Consider the following 13,488-nt stretch of genomic DNA (forward strand, 5'->3'; position numbering starts at 1 on the left):
CGCAACCCGGACCATTGGAGCGAACCAGCGGAGAATCCGTGAACTCTCAGCAGTAGTCGACGAGTTCGTGACGAGCGAACACCCGTCTCAGATGCCGGCGATGGTGGCTGGGGCGCGTTCGGCTCGGCTCAGGGCGCGTAGGACGGCGAGTTGGCCGTGGCGGGCTACCGCCAGCCGGGACAGGACGTCCAGGACCGGTTCGAAGACATGGGGCGGGAAGGCAGGGGTCGGGAGACCGACGCTCAGGGCCAAGTCGTCGGAGTGGACGACGAGCTCCAGCATACGAGTCAGGAGGAAATCGTCTATGCGCATCGGCTTTTCGATGAACGAGACGACTCGATCGGCGGGTTCGGCCGATAGCGCGTCGCGCTGGTGAGCAATGGCCGATTCAACGGTGGCCACCAAGGATTTCGGACCGTCGGACGCCGCTTTCTCACCGTTGTCGCGGATCATCGTGTTGATCTGCGCGTCCAGGTCCGCCTGGAACGACTCGGCATTCGCGAAGAATTCCATGACGGACATCGCGACCATACTTCCGCCCCTCTATCGACTCTCGCACTCCCTCGACCGTCAACGCAATCCAGCCTCGGATCCATCCACGCGGCGGAAAACTAGACGGTCAGCTCGGCCCAGATTCCGTGGTGGTCGGAACCGGGCAGCGGGACCGTGTGCACCTCGTGGAATTCACCGTCGCGCAGCAGAATATGGTCGATCGCGATGATGGCCGGGTACCGGCGATCGGCGGGCCAGGTGGGCTGGATGCCCGCGCCGGCCGACTGTGCCGCATCGCGGAAGTCGCCGTCGAGCAGGGCTCGGTATGGGCGATGGTCGGCGGTGGCGTTGAAATCGCCGGCGACGATGACCGGGCCGTCGTCGGACGGGATCTTGGCCAGCCGCTGGCGCAGCAGTTCCATTTCGCGCAGCCAGTCGGCGGGCTTGCGGGGCCACGGCGGCACCGGATGGACGGCGAATACCAGCGGCGCCGGACCATCTGGGAGATCGACTCTGGCGGATAGTAATTCGGTGACGAAGCCGTCGTGGCGACGAGTTTCCGAGAGCGGATGGCGGCTCCATATTCCGGTGCCGTCGCCGACCTCGCCGGTGCTGTAGTGGCAGTACGGGAGCAGCCGGGGCAGGTCGGAGGCCATAAGCCGGTCCAAACCCTCGGGCGTGACCTCGCAGACGGTCAGCACCTCGATATCCAGTCGCTCGACCGTCGCAGCCAGAGCCTGCGGATCCGCCGCACCGATGAAGATGTTCGCCTGCATCACCCGCAGCCGCCGCCCGTTCACCGGCGATCGACGAGCCCACCGCGCCCGGTACAGCGGCCACTGTGTGACCACCGCCACACCGATGACCACGACGCTCGCCACGGCCACCGCCCATGCCTGCGCGGCAGCCGCCAGCACGGCGGCCGGAACCGCCGCGGCCATCAACCACGGCGCGAGCGAGGCGACCACGATCACCGGCTGCCGCCGCGAATCCACCGACCGCGTGACCAGCCCGACCAGCGCCACCACGAGCAACAGGATCGACACAGCTATCAGCACGTCATCGATCCTGGTCGCACACCCTGTGCCCCGACTGAGCGCCACCTGCGAACCAGCGCACGCGGTCCTACCGCACCCGCTGGTACGCGCGCTCGACACGATCTCGCTCGGCGAGGATTTCCGAGCGGCGGGCGCTCACGGCCTTCGACAAGGATGCGCCCGAGGTGATGGCCTGGACTATCGCGCGGGCGTCCTCGATGGCGTCCCGGGCGCCGACACCCGCGGCGGGGGTGATGGCGTGATCGGCGTCGCCGCACAGGACGATTCGCTCGCTCGGGGGACGGGCGGCCGCGAGGGGGACGTTGCGGGCGTTGATCACGTGAACGGAATCGGTTGCGGTGACCATGGTTTCGACCAGTTCACCGATCGACGGCGCAGCGCGGCGGATTTGCTCGGCCCACAGATCGACCGGGCGTACCCCGAGATCCTCGATAGGCAGCGGCGGGATGGTCAAACGGGTGAACCAGACCGAGACGTCGTCGTTCCAGAAGTGGCCGAAGGTACTGTCCGGGATGGCGTCGTCACCGCGCTGTCCTTGGAAGTGCAGTACATGCGGCGCACTGTCGAGTCGCACGGGCCGGGACGTGGTGCCGTAGATCACCACCTGGCCCGCGTATTCCGGTCGGCGATCGGGATCGACGCATTGCCGCACAATCGAATCCGGCCCGTCCGCCCCAACGATCGGCCCGTCACAGGGAATCTCGACAGCGCCGGTGCGAAGCGCCCCGGTAGCGGGATCGACCGAGGTGATCGCCGTGTCGTAGTGCAGTTGCGCGGCTGTCGCGGAGGCGAATTCACTCAGCACCCGCATGAGATCGATGCGAAAGTACAGCCGGTAACCCTCGCGCGGATTGTCACGAACCCGATCGGCCGAGTGCGCGACGCGAAGTCCCGTCAAAGCATGTGAGACGCTGTGCAATTCATTGACCGAGACGCCGAGCTCAGCCAAGGCCCGATGCGCACGATCGTCCAGCACCAGAAACTGCCCGCCCCGCGCGGCGGGTTGGCGCTCGTACAGAATGGCGGAATGTCCGCCGGCGGCAAGCGCACCCGCGAGAACCGTTCCGGAAATCCCGCCACCGACAATCGTCACCATACCGCCACTCCTAACACCGGTCCCGCATTCCCCCCGCGGTCCCACAACGGCCGCCGACGCCAGCATAGGTCCGCACACATCCGGGCGATACCCGAGACATCGCCAGATCCCAAGTAGAGGCCCGAGATCACCGGAGAACTCGACGTCGACGAGTGACAGAGCGCGGTACTACCCGAGGACAAACTGTGGGTCGATCGCGAGCTACGAGTGCGGGGTTGCGGCCGTGATCAGCGTCGGGCTGGGTCCGATGTTACGGCCGAGCCCGACGTCACCCTGACGACCGGCTATCTTCATCCACCACGCGACGTAGTGACCTCATCATCCGCGCGGCTGACGCCATCCGCAAAACCGCGCCATGTCTATCGGGATTGACGTACTGGACTGCCAATCAGCGCGAACGGCGCACCTTCGCCACCTCTCGCCGCCGTCCCGCACAACACCTCGCCGGTGGTCGCCGACGGCTTCCGGCTGATCCGGCATCAACTCAACCGACGGACCTCACCCGACAGCGATTGGCGTGTACGAAAGTGGTTGTCGAGCAAGGGAACCGGATCGAGTTCCTCGCCGAGGTGGCCGGCGTTGAAATGGTCGGTCAGGTCCTTGCCGTCGCGGGCCTGCACGATGCGGATGTCGTCGACCAGGCTCCACAGAGTCGCCGCCACCCTGACGGCCCGGCGGTAGCCCGGAGCGTCGCGATCGGTGACGATCCAGATGTGGTGGGCTCCGCGCAGCCAGGCGGCGTGATCCGCGTGCCAGCTCAGGGCGCCTCCGGCGTTGGTGGTGGCGATCAGGCCCGCGCGGCGGCCGGCACAGGCGTCCTGTTCGCCTTCGCAGATATAGATGTCGGCGCCGTCGGCCACGGCGGCCGCGATATCCGGGAGGAAGAACGGGATGGGCGCGAATCCCCCGCTACACCAACCGTTCTCGGTCATACGCTCCTGGGAGAAGTGTTTGTCGTGGCCGCGCTCGCGGGGAGTGTGCCTGCGGGTTATCCGGCCTTCGGGACGACCGTCGGGCCGGCGGTAGATGTACGTGGCGATCGTGCGTGTACGGCCGACGATGCGGCCCGGGTCGGGCTTGCGCCGGTCCAGCGACAGTCCCGCGGCCAGAATCGCCCGATCCGCGAGCGAGGTCGATTCATGTCGGGAACTCCCTGTGCCGCTGGAGAATTGATGGTCCGACGGGCGATCGAAGAGATCTCTGATGCGCAGACCGAGCCGGGCCAGGACCGCCTCATCGGTGCATCCGGCGAAGCAGCGGACGACGGTCTTGCCTTTGCGACGGTTGTACACCACACCGAGTGAGGGATTGTGCGGCCTGCCGTCGCCCTCATGGACTGGGCACAGGTACCGCACCCAGTCACCGCTGGACTTTCCGGGCCCGCAGACCCGGTCGAGAGCAGCGGTGATCGTTTCCCAGGATCGAGTGTCATGCACTGCGTTTCCGCGATGCCGCGCACCACCTCCGATATGCGCGGCCCGCATGATCCGCCCACTGCGCTCGTCCATAGCACCTCCTCGACGGCGCCGGCCGACACCGTGCGTGAGACTCCCTGCGTCGGGGACTCACTCACGACGCGGTCCGCTCATCTCCGGTGTACCGCGGACGAACCCCAAAGCGCACTATCTGGAACCCCCGTGCACGGTCATCGCAGTTCCGTTATTTCCCCGTGCCTTCGGCATTGGAGGTGCGGTCACTCCATCGCAACAAGCCGGGATCGCTCAATGCCTGGGCAGACCCGACTCCGGCAGCGGCGACGCACCCTCGGCCCGGAACCCGTCGACGAGCAGGGCCAGGTGACGACGCCAGGCATCGGGTGCATACTCGCGGGTCGCCTCGACCGTCCGGGAGATACCCCAGACAACGAAGGCCAGATCGTCGATGGAGGCATCCGCGCGCAGCGCACCGCCACGCTTGGCGCGGTCGAACAGGTGCGTCAACGAATCGTAGGCAGCGGCGCGAAGCGGCTGTACCGCAGGCGATCTCATCCCGCGGGCGGCGATCTCGTTGAAACCTCGGTCACCGGCCTGCAATTCACACATGCCGGTCAGATAGGCGACGAATCCACGCCACGGATCCGGATCGGCGGCGGCGCGCTCGGCAAGAGCGGCAAGGGATTCCAGCCGGTCGACGAACACGGCCTCGATCAGATCCTCACGCGCCGGAAACCGATTGTAGAGCGTGCCGTTGCTGACCCCGGCGTGCCGGGCGATATCCGCCATGGCCACGTCGACCCCGTGCGCGGCGAACATCTCTCGCGCGGCGTCCAGCAGTCGGGCCCGGTTGCGCCGCGCATCGCTGCGCAGCGGGCGCGGTGTCGAGGAGGTCATGATCGGATTCTATAAGTTGACGACATCGTCGAGTTATCGGTAGCCTTCGAGCCATAACTTGACGAATGCGTCAACTTATCTACTTTTCCCTGGAGGATCCCATGACCAAGACCATCGCCGTATTCGGAGCCGGGCCGGGATTCGGCCGCGCGGTCGCGCGACGGTTCGGCCGGGAGGGTTTCCGGGTCGCCCTGGTCGCGCGTACACAGCCCAAGCTCGACCGAATGGTCACGGAGTTGGCCGACGAGGGTATCGAGGCAGCCGGATTCGCCGCCGATCTAGCCGACCGCGGCCGGCTGGGCTCGACGGTGCTGGCCATAGTCGACCGGTTCGGCGATCCGGACGTGCTCCACTACGCGCCCGCCGGGCCCGATTTCGTGCGGCAGCAGGTCGATATTCGCGCCGCAGATGCCACATCGTTCGAGTTCGGCCTGGACATTCTGCTGCGCACACCCGCCGATCTGATCGCCCTGCTGCTGCCGCGCATGCTCGAACGTGGCGACGGGGCGGTGCTGTTCGGACTCGGTGGACCGGCCGGTGTGCCGTTCCCCCAGGTCGGCAATACGGTCGTAGTCGCCACCGCGGCCCGGAGCTATCTGCAGAATCTGCACGCCTCGCTCGCCGACACCGGCGTCTACGCCGGACTCGTCCAGGTAGCCGGGATGATCGGCGGCAGCGAATCGGCGGAATACTTCGCGCGACAATTCGATCCGTCACTACTGCCCGAACCCCTCGATCCAACGCTGCTGGCCGACGCGGCCTGGGATCTCTACACGAAACGCGACCGGTTCGAGACAACGATCGGCGCGTGATCACCCGACAGGAGACCAACGTCACGATTTCGACGGGCCAGGATCGCCTATCGCGGCCGAGCCGAGGCCGATCGCGGGTCGTGAATCAGCCCGGCAACCAACTGTTGCCGGCCCGGTTCAGCCCTTGCCCCTGATCATCCTGCGTGCCGCCCGGGATTCCCGCCGCTCGCCCGGTGGGAAACCACTCGCCGGGAACCGAGAGGCAGCCCTCGGCCCGGACCGTCTGCCACAAGACCGTCGCCGTGCCCGCGACCAGTTGCCCCTGGCCGGTCAGAGACCAACGTTGCCGCTGGTCCGACTATCGGAGAGGTCTGTCAGGGCCTGCGCCCAGCCGTCCAGACGGTCGGCACAGTCACGCAGAGACTCCAGGGACATGTCGGCGTCGGTCGGTGTGACCGTGGGGATCGCGAGGATCCGGCCCGCCGCGGTGACCAGCCGCTCGTACTCCGTGACCCCGACATCCAGTCGGGCGATGATGGCACGCAGCTGCTCGAACAGATTCCGAGCCGTATCCCCTTGTCCGACAAGGTCAATGGTCTTTTCCACAGCGGTCGCATCGGCGGCCAGAGCATGCAGGGCCGCGGCGCAGGAAGCGGCGGTCTCCATCGTGTCGGTCACATCTTCGGCCGATATCCGGCCGGCCTGAGCGATCTGGTGACCCAACGTGTACATCGCCCGTTCGGCGCGCACCAACCGGGCGATCGGCTCCCGGGCGCTCGAACGCACGGACGGGAGCTTGGTGGGCACGAATGCGGCCTGCGGCAAGGGATTCCGCCGCAACTCCAGATACTGCCGAGTACTCATGGCCGCACCGGTGACCAGTGCCGCCGCGCCGCCTCCGAGCACGACCACGGCCCACACCGGGGCGGAGGCGATCGCCAGCCCCGCAGCCCCCACAGCGGTGATCCCCGACGCGGCACCCCACCGTAGGCTGCGCCGCCGCGCCCGTCGCCGCCGACGCAGTTCCCGCTCCCGCGGTTCGGCCCACGCGCGCACCGCATGCAACGCATGCTCCCCCACCTCGCGCACGGCATCCGGCAAGTTCCGCACACCGAACCCCGCCTGAGCAGACCGTGTGGGCACTGGGCAATCAGTATTTCCTATGCTCGCTGGCCACGCCGTCTGCTCAGTGGGACTCGACCCGGCATCCGGTCGGGTAGTTGCGGCTGAGCGCGCATCGGCATCGGGATTCGCGCTACGGGCACCACGAGTACCGGGTCGCTTCGCTGCCCGCGACTCGGTCATTGTGCGTACCTCTCCCGGTTACCTCGGGCTACCTGTCGCAGCTCCGACATCCAGCCTGCCACCGGCCCTCCGGCAACGCGACCCATACCGTCCGGCAACCCTGGCAACAGACCCACCTACTGCTGCGCGGCCTGTCCCTTGTTGATCTGCTGCTGCGCCGGCTGCGGAACGGCCTGCGGCGCGGCATCCCCGGCAGGCAGGGAATCTCCGCGCATGGACGCGCGGATCTGCTCCAGGCGGCTGTGCCCGGCCATCTGGACGCTGGCCTGCTGCACCTCCATCATGCGGCCCTGCACCGTATTGCCGGCCAGTTCGGCCGCACCCAGCGCGTTGGCGTAGCGACGCTCGATCTTCTCCCGCACCGCGTCCAGGCTCGGCGTGGTGCCTGGGGCGGACAGGGTCGAGTCCATCCGCTGCAGCGAGGCGGACACCTGCTCCTGCATCTTGGCCTGCTCCAGCTGGGAGAGCAGCTTGGTGCGCTCGGAGACCTTCTGCTGCAGCAGCATCGCGTTCTGCTCGACCGCCTTCTTCGCCTGCGCGGCGGCCTGCAGCGACTGGTCGTGCAGGACCTTCAGGTCCTCTACGCCCTGTTCCGCGGTGACCAGCTGGGCGGCGAACGCCTCGGCGGCGTTGGTGTACTGGATCGCCTTCTCGGTGTCAGCGGCCGTGGTGGCCTGATCGGCGAGCATGACAGCCTGCCTGGCGTTGGCGTTGAGCTTCTCCACCTCGTCCAGCTGACGGTTCAGCTTCATCTCCAGCTGACGCTGGTTTCCGATCACCGACGCGGCCTGCTGTGACAGGGCCTGATGCTGGCGCTGAGCCTCCTCGATGGCCTGCTGGATCTGGACCTTCGGATCCGCGTGCTCTTCGATCTTGGAGTCGAAGAGGGCCATCATGTACTTCCAGGCCTTGACGAACGGATTAGCCACGATTGATCCCGCCTCCATCTGACGCGCCGCGCTCCAAACGCGGCTGTAGTGCGCGACCGTCACGCACTGCCTAGTCCCTATCCTCCATTGCCCGGCGCCACGGGTGGAAAACCGCCTGTGACCGAAGCCTACAGAGAATCTATCGGTTTCCGCTCCGTCGTACAGCGTTGCGGGCACAGAGTCTCGGCCCGTCGCGTCGCCCGGACGGGCCCGGCCTGCTGAGCCGGGCCCGCATCCGCTCAGTTGGCCTGGACCAACACCAGCTTGTCCGCGCTCGGCGCCGGGATGACGATCCTGGTCTCACCCGCGATCCGGCCGAAGGCCGACGCGGCCGGGACCTTCGCCGGCTCGGCGGCCGGGGCCGTGGCGCGGTCGGCGGCGGCCGGCTCGCGCTGGGCGCCGGCCGCGGCGAAATCGGCCTCCGCCATCGTGCTACTCACATCGGACAGGACCTGAGACAGCGGCAGGTCCAGGGCCTGGCAAATGGCCGCCAGCAATTCGCTGGAGGCCTCCTTACGGCCGCGCTCCACCTCGGACAGATACCCCAAACTCACCCGTGCCGAGGACGACACCTCTCGAAGGGTCCGGCCCTGGGCGATCCGAGCACGCCGCAGACTTTCCCCGATGGCCTCTCGCAGCAGCGTCATCTCGTTCTCCTTACGGTTCATGCCTCGCCGGACCGAGCCTATGCAGTGACAACGTCGTTTACCGCCGACTGGTTCCCATTCGTGGCCGCCGCTATCCCCCACCCAGGTTGCGGGCAAGTTCGGTAACGGCCGCGTGGACCGCTCCCATTCTGATGGTCCACCGGTCTCCGGACAGTTTCAACCGCAACACCTCGGTACCCTCCGATCCGGCGATACCGAGGAAAACCGTCCCGACCGCCTGCCCGTCCTGCGGATCGGGCCCGGCCACCCCGGTCAGGGCGACGCCCCAGTCTGCGCCGCAGACCGTGCGCGCGCCGACCGCGAGCTGTTCGGCGGTACTCGCCGCGACCGCGCCGTCGGCGGCGAGTGTGTGTTCGCTCACTCCCGCCAGCGTGTGTTTGAGATCGGTGGCGTAGACGATGAGGCCGCCCCGCAGCACGGCGCTCGCACCGGGCACACCCGCGATGGTGGCCGAGAGCAGGCCCGCGGTCAGCGATTCGGCGGTCGCCACGCTCGCGTCCGCCTCCACCAGCCGTCGAACCAGATCGGCGGCCGGAACCGCCGCGGTCAGCGGATCGGTCGCCCCGCTCATCGCCGCTTCGGCGGAGTCGTCCACAACCGTGCCGCCTGCACCACGTAATCCAGCCCGGTGACCACCGTCAACACCGCCGCCACGTACATCAGCCACAGGCCCGCGGTGGCGAACGCGCCGGACAGCGGCAGCAGCAGCACCGCGATGGCCACCGACTGCACCAGCGTCTTGAGCTTGCCGCCGCGGCCCGCCGGGATCACTCCGCGCCGCACCACCGCCAGGCGCAGCAGGGTGATGCCGATCTCCCGGACGCCGATGACGACCGTGATCCACCAGGCCAGATCGCCCAGTACGGACAGGCCGACCAACGCCGCGCCGATCAGCGCCTTGTCGGCGATGGGGTCGAGGAGTTTGCCGAAATCGGTGACCAGGCCGTACTTGCGAGCCAGCTGACCGTCGATGCGGTCGGTGATGGCCGCCAGACCGAACAGGGCCGCGGCCAGAACCCGCCAACCGGTGTCATGGCCGGTCCCGGCGAACAACGCCAGCAGGAAGATCGGAACGATCAGAATCCGCAGGATGGTCAGGATATTGGCGATATTCAACAGCGGGACCGCGGCGGGCTCGACCGTCGTACCCTGCGGTGGAACAAGATTCGATCGCGCCGTGAGATTCTCCGCGCGCGCCTTGACCTTTTCGACTCGAGCCCTGGCGTTTTCCGCCCGCGCACCGGGGGCGTCCCCGCGTGAACCCAGCGCCTCGCCCCAGCCCTTCATATCGTCGCTCTGCACCGTCACAGCCCCGCCCCACCGGCACTCGGCCTCGCCACTGTCCCGCCGAACGGGCCGGACTCACACCTGGATCTCACCGACGCCACCGGCTCGCCCCCGCCGGATCGGCACGGGGCACGCTCACTCATCGACGCCCTGGACCGGGACAGGCCCGGGGACGTTCGGGCGATCGGGCGGGGTCGATGTGCGGCACCACACCAGAGTATCGGTACCGAAGCCGACTACTCTGCACCCCATGACGACACGGGTGCCACACAGCGGTTCGATCGATGGGGTTGACGCGAACAGCCCCATCGTGCGCCGTGCCCGTACCTCCGATGTACCCGCGATCAAAGCCCTGGTGGACATGTACGCGGGCAAGATCCTGCTGGAAAAGAATCTGGTCACGCTGTACGAGGCGATCCAGGAGTTCTGGGTCGCGGAACTGGACGGCGAGCTGATCGGCTGCGGGGCGCTGCACGTGCTGTGGGCGGATCTGGGCGAGGTGCGCACCGTCGCGGTGCACCCGCGGATCAAGGGCAAGGGCGTGGGCCGGTTGATCGTGGACCAGCTGATCGCGACCGCGCGGGAGCTGCAGCTGCGGCGGGTGTTCGTGCTGACCTTCGAGGTGCCGTTCTTCGAGCGGCATGGATTCACCGAGATCGATGGCACGCCGGTGACCGCGGAAGTTTTCGCCGAGATGTGCCGTTCGTACGATACGGGCGTGGCGGAGTTCCTGGATCTCAGCTACGTGAAGCCGAATACGCTCGGCAATACTCGTATGCTGCTGACCCTGAATTCATCCACCCCGCCGGCTCCCTCGGCCGACCGTCCCCGCTAGTTCCTCGGAGGATTCGATGCCCATATTCGCCATCCACTACACCTACGCCGAATCCGAGGCCGCGGGCCGCGACGAGCACCGTCCCGCGCATCGCGCCTGGCTGGGTCAACTGCTCTCGCAGGGCACCGTCCTGAGCAGCGGCGCCTACCCCGACGGTTCGGGTGCGCTGATCGTCATCCGCGCCGACGACAAAGCCGCCGCGCAGCAGCTCTTCACCGAGGATCCGTTCGCCCAGCACAAGCTGGTGGCCGAGTCCCGCATCGTCGAGTGGAAGCCCACCATGGGCGCGTTCGCCGACTAGGTATCTCAGCCGTGAGCCGGTCGGCACGAGGACGCCGATCGGCTCACGGACGACCCTCCGGACGTACCAAACCGGACATAACGTGAAATTCGGTCCACATCCGCCTCGATGCGAGGCACTGTGGAATACCATGACCAATCTCGACTATCGCACCCTCAACCGCGCCAACTGGGACGAGCGAGGAGCGATTCGAGTTGGTCTACACCGGAATCGGCGCGCTGTGCTGGCTGCCGAGCGTCGAACGCTGGGCACGGACCGTGGCGGCTCTGCTGCGCCCGGGTGGTCGGCTGTTCCTGCGAGACGGCCATCCGATGGCCATGACCCTCGACGAGCAGCAAACCGACCGCCTGGTGGTCGACCACCCGTACATCGAAACCCCCGAACCGATGGTGTGGACCGGAACGAGCACCTACGTCGAAACCGACGGCGAACTACAGAAGGCGACCACCACCCACGAGTGGAACCACGGCCTCGGCGAAATCGTCACGGCCCTGCTGAACGCCGGGCTGACACTCACCGGCCTGGTCGAACACGACAGCGCCCCATGGGAATTCCTCCCCGGCCGCATGGTCCGCGGGGACGACGGCGAGTTCCGACTACCCGAGCGGCGTGACCGCGTCCCGTTCACCTTCACCGTCCAGGCCCACAAGCCCTGAACGAATCCGCGCCGACTCCGTGTCATCCGGTCTCGTCCATCGCGCATTGGTGCTGGATCGTGCTGACCTGCGGATTTCATATCGGTACCGCGTAGGCTTGTTCGGTGAAGCAACTGACCATCGGTGTAGTCGCGAGCTCCCGCAAGCAGGACGAGCACCGACTGGCGATCCATCCCGCGCATTTCGACCAGATCGACTCCGATCTTCGCGGCCGTGTCTTCCTGGAGCACGGCTACGGTGACCGGTTCGGCTACTCCGACCATCGCCTGGCGCCGCTGGTCGGCGCCCATCGCACGCGCGAAGAGCTGTTCGCGGAGTGCGACGTACTACTGCTGCCGAAGCCGATGGCCGAAGACCTCGAGAGTTTGCGCCCGGGGCAGATCGTGTGGGGCTGGCCGCACTGCGTACAAGACGAGCGGATCACCCAGCTGGCCGTCGACCGCGGCCTGACCCTGATCGCCTGGGAGGCTATGAACCACTGGACGAAGGAAGGCAACTTCAGCGTTCACGTGTTCCATAAAAACAACGAGCTCGCCGGGTACTGCTCGGTCCTGCACGCGCTTGCGCTGCGTGGGTCCAGCGGCGATTACGGGCGGCGGATGCGGGCGGCCGTCATCAGCTTCGGCGCCACCGCACGCGGCGCGGTGCGCGCGCTCTCGGCGCTCGGAATCAGTGACGTCACCGTGTTCACCCAGCGCAGCGTCTCGGCGGTCGCCTCGCCGTTCGCCTCGGTGCGGATGCAGCATTTCCAGCGGGACCCGGTAAACCCCAGCCGGACCCTTGCCCTGAAGGCGCCCGAGCCGGGACCCCTGGCAGAAGCACTGGCCCAGTACGACGTGGTCGTCAATTGCATGCTCCAGGACACCGAGGAGCCGCTGATGTTCGTGCTGAACGAAGATCTGAACCTGTTCCCGCGTGGGACGCTGTTCGTCGACGTCTCCTGCGACGAGGGCATGGGTTTCGAGTGGGCCCGTCCGACATCGTTCGCGGACCCGATGTTCACCATCGGTGACGACCTGCACAACTACGGCGTCGACCACAGCCCCTCGTTCCTGTGGAACTCCGCCACCTGGGAGAACTCCGAGGCCCTGCTCGAGTATCTGCCCATCGTGATGGCCGGTCCCGACGCCTGGGATGGCAGCGCGACGATCCGGCGCGCGATCGAGATCCGGGAGGGCAGGGTTCAGAACCTCCGGATCCTCTCCTTCCAGCACCGTGCCGCGACCTACCCGTACGCGGTCGTCCGACCGAATCCATGAAGCCGGCACCGAGAACGTTTCGATCAGACGCACCATAGGCTTGGCCCATGCGGTTGACCGAGCGAGACGCCCTGGACCGGTTCCGGGCGGCGCGGGTGGCGCGGCTGGCGACGGTGAGCGCGGAGGGGCAGCCGCATGTGGTGCCGGTGACCTTCGCGCTCTCGCCGGGCGAGGGTGATCCGGTCGCGGTGTTCGCGATCGACCACAAGCCGAAGACCACGACGGATCTGCGGCGGTTGCGAAATATCGTTGCCACCGAACGTGTTTCGCTGCTGGCCGATGAGTACTCCGAGGAGTGGGATCGGCTGTGGTGGGTTCGATTGGACGGCGCCGCGCGAGTTCTGACCGAACCGGACGAGCGAGCCGCGCCGGTCAGCTGGCTCGTCACGAAATATCCTCAGTACCAAGATAATCCGCCACAGGGGCCGGTTGTGTGGATCGCGGTGGGCGCCGTGGCGGGCTGGGCCTACGCGGGCTGACGAACGGCCACGGCTTCCGACGCTGGTCACCGGCCGTCAGC

General features: G+C 67.2%; 16 protein-coding genes and 1 pseudogene. 6 read left to right on the forward strand and 11 right to left on the reverse strand.

The window, feature by feature from the left end:
* Nucleotides 1-87: 87 nt before the first annotated feature.
* The 5 genes from JZ791_RS08255 to JZ791_RS08275 all read right to left on the reverse strand — a co-directional run bounded on the left by JZ791_RS08255 (nt 88) and on the right by JZ791_RS08275 (nt 4,976).
* The gene (locus JZ791_RS08255) at nt 88-522 is read right to left on the reverse strand and encodes a maleylpyruvate isomerase N-terminal domain-containing protein (RefSeq protein WP_254205366.1); all 435 of its coding nucleotides are present in this window, start codon (nt 520-522) and stop codon (nt 88-90) included.
* Nucleotides 523-611: 89 nt separating this feature from the next.
* Entirely contained in the window at nt 612-1,550 is a 939-nt protein-coding gene (locus JZ791_RS08260; protein WP_216893600.1) for an endonuclease/exonuclease/phosphatase family protein, read from the reverse strand.
* Nucleotides 1,551-1,617: 67 nt separating this feature from the next.
* Nucleotides 1,618-2,646 carry an FAD-dependent oxidoreductase gene (locus tag JZ791_RS08265; RefSeq protein ID WP_216893601.1) on the reverse strand — a complete coding sequence of 343 codons (1,029 nt, stop codon included), beginning with the start codon at nt 2,644-2,646 and terminating at the stop codon, nt 1,618-1,620.
* Between the two features lie 479 nt (nt 2,647-3,125).
* A complete protein-coding gene (locus JZ791_RS08270; RefSeq protein ID WP_216893602.1) occupies nt 3,126-4,154 on the reverse strand; it encodes a hypothetical protein in 1,029 nt (342 codons plus the stop codon).
* Between the two features lie 213 nt (nt 4,155-4,367).
* Entirely contained in the window at nt 4,368-4,976 is a 609-nt protein-coding gene (locus JZ791_RS08275) for a TetR/AcrR family transcriptional regulator (protein WP_216893603.1), read from the reverse strand.
* A gap of 101 nt (nt 4,977-5,077) precedes the next feature.
* Between JZ791_RS08275 and JZ791_RS08280 the strand changes: the two genes are divergently transcribed.
* Nucleotides 5,078-5,788 (forward strand): SDR family NAD(P)-dependent oxidoreductase, encoded by a 711-nt coding sequence (locus JZ791_RS08280; RefSeq protein WP_216893604.1) that lies wholly within the window; start codon nt 5,078-5,080, stop codon nt 5,786-5,788.
* 97 nt (nt 5,789-5,885) lie between these two features.
* Here JZ791_RS08280 and JZ791_RS47160 read toward each other — a convergent pair.
* The 6 genes and pseudogenes from JZ791_RS47160 to pgsA all read right to left on the reverse strand — a co-directional run.
* Nucleotides 5,886-5,999: pseudogene (locus tag JZ791_RS47160) on the reverse strand (peptide deformylase); the annotation flags it as partial.
* A 59-nt stretch (nt 6,000-6,058) separates the two neighbouring features.
* Nucleotides 6,059-6,838, reverse strand: coding sequence for a phage shock envelope stress response protein PspM (pspM, locus tag JZ791_RS08285; protein ID WP_308162837.1), 780 nt, complete (start codon nt 6,836-6,838; stop codon nt 6,059-6,061).
* Nucleotides 6,839-7,149: 311 nt separating this feature from the next.
* Nucleotides 7,150-7,962: a PspA/IM30 family protein gene (locus JZ791_RS08290; protein WP_216893605.1), complete on the reverse strand. Its 813-nt coding sequence runs from the start codon at nt 7,960-7,962 to the stop codon at nt 7,150-7,152.
* A gap of 239 nt (nt 7,963-8,201) precedes the next feature.
* On the reverse strand, nt 8,202-8,609 hold the full coding sequence (locus tag JZ791_RS08295; protein WP_216893606.1) for a helix-turn-helix domain-containing protein: 408 nt from the start codon (nt 8,607-8,609) through the stop codon (nt 8,202-8,204).
* Nucleotides 8,610-8,700: 91 nt separating this feature from the next.
* The gene (locus JZ791_RS08300; protein WP_216893636.1) at nt 8,701-9,201 is read right to left on the reverse strand and encodes a CinA family protein; all 501 of its coding nucleotides are present in this window, start codon (nt 9,199-9,201) and stop codon (nt 8,701-8,703) included.
* Complete coding sequence (pgsA, locus tag JZ791_RS08305) at nt 9,198-9,938, reverse strand: CDP-diacylglycerol--glycerol-3-phosphate 3-phosphatidyltransferase (protein ID WP_308162839.1); 741 nt, start codon at nt 9,936-9,938, stop codon at nt 9,198-9,200. The genes JZ791_RS08300 and pgsA overlap by 4 nt, the downstream gene beginning before the upstream one ends.
* Before the next feature lie 229 nt (nt 9,939-10,167).
* Between pgsA and JZ791_RS08310 the strand changes: the two genes are divergently transcribed.
* The 5 genes from JZ791_RS08310 to JZ791_RS08330 all read left to right on the forward strand — a co-directional run bounded on the left by JZ791_RS08310 (nt 10,168) and on the right by JZ791_RS08330 (nt 13,447).
* Nucleotides 10,168-10,752, forward strand: a complete 585-nt coding sequence (locus JZ791_RS08310) for an amino-acid N-acetyltransferase (RefSeq protein WP_216893607.1) — start codon at nt 10,168-10,170, stop codon at nt 10,750-10,752.
* A 16-nt stretch (nt 10,753-10,768) separates the two neighbouring features.
* Nucleotides 10,769-11,053 carry a YciI family protein gene (locus JZ791_RS08315; protein ID WP_216893608.1) on the forward strand — a complete coding sequence of 95 codons (285 nt, stop codon included), beginning with the start codon at nt 10,769-10,771 and terminating at the stop codon, nt 11,051-11,053.
* A 194-nt stretch (nt 11,054-11,247) separates the two neighbouring features.
* Nucleotides 11,248-11,709: a class I SAM-dependent methyltransferase gene (locus JZ791_RS08320; protein WP_216893609.1), complete on the forward strand. Its 462-nt coding sequence runs from the start codon at nt 11,248-11,250 to the stop codon at nt 11,707-11,709.
* A 104-nt stretch (nt 11,710-11,813) separates the two neighbouring features.
* The gene (locus JZ791_RS08325) at nt 11,814-12,968 is read left to right on the forward strand and encodes a N(5)-(carboxyethyl)ornithine synthase (RefSeq protein WP_216893610.1); all 1,155 of its coding nucleotides are present in this window, start codon (nt 11,814-11,816) and stop codon (nt 12,966-12,968) included.
* A gap of 47 nt (nt 12,969-13,015) precedes the next feature.
* The gene (locus JZ791_RS08330) at nt 13,016-13,447 is read left to right on the forward strand and encodes a TIGR03668 family PPOX class F420-dependent oxidoreductase (protein ID WP_216893611.1); all 432 of its coding nucleotides are present in this window, start codon (nt 13,016-13,018) and stop codon (nt 13,445-13,447) included.
* Nucleotides 13,448-13,488: the final 41 nt, after the last annotated feature.

It is taken from the genome of Nocardia alni (assembly GCF_019038435.1).
GTDB lineage: Bacteria > Actinomycetota > Actinomycetes > Mycobacteriales > Mycobacteriaceae > Nocardia > Nocardia alni.

What these genes read in the sequence shown, in the direction of transcription:
- JZ791_RS08280 (WP_216893604.1), top strand. Translation starts at nt 5,078, where the DNA reads ATGACCAAGACCATCGCCGTATTCGGAGCCGGGCCGGGATTCGGCCGC.
- JZ791_RS08310 (WP_216893607.1), top strand. Translation starts at nt 10,168, where the DNA reads ATGACGACACGGGTGCCACACAGCGGTTCGATCGATGGGGTTGACGCG.
- JZ791_RS08265 (WP_216893601.1), bottom strand. Translation starts at nt 2,646, where the DNA reads ATGGTGACGATTGTCGGTGGCGGGATTTCCGGAACGGTTCTCGCGGGT.
- JZ791_RS08255 (WP_254205366.1), bottom strand. Translation starts at nt 522, where the DNA reads ATGTCCGTCATGGAATTCTTCGCGAATGCCGAGTCGTTCCAGGCGGAC.
- JZ791_RS08275 (WP_216893603.1), bottom strand. Translation starts at nt 4,976, where the DNA reads ATGACCTCCTCGACACCGCGCCCGCTGCGCAGCGATGCGCGGCGCAAC.
- JZ791_RS08270 (WP_216893602.1), bottom strand. Translation starts at nt 4,154, where the DNA reads ATGGACGAGCGCAGTGGGCGGATCATGCGGGCCGCGCATATCGGAGGT.
- JZ791_RS08295 (WP_216893606.1), bottom strand. Translation starts at nt 8,609, where the DNA reads ATGACGCTGCTGCGAGAGGCCATCGGGGAAAGTCTGCGGCGTGCTCGG.
- JZ791_RS08330 (WP_216893611.1), top strand. Translation starts at nt 13,016, where the DNA reads ATGCGGTTGACCGAGCGAGACGCCCTGGACCGGTTCCGGGCGGCGCGG.
- JZ791_RS08315 (WP_216893608.1), top strand. Translation starts at nt 10,769, where the DNA reads ATGCCCATATTCGCCATCCACTACACCTACGCCGAATCCGAGGCCGCG.
- JZ791_RS08300 (WP_216893636.1), bottom strand. Translation starts at nt 9,201, where the DNA reads ATGAGCGGGGCGACCGATCCGCTGACCGCGGCGGTTCCGGCCGCCGAT.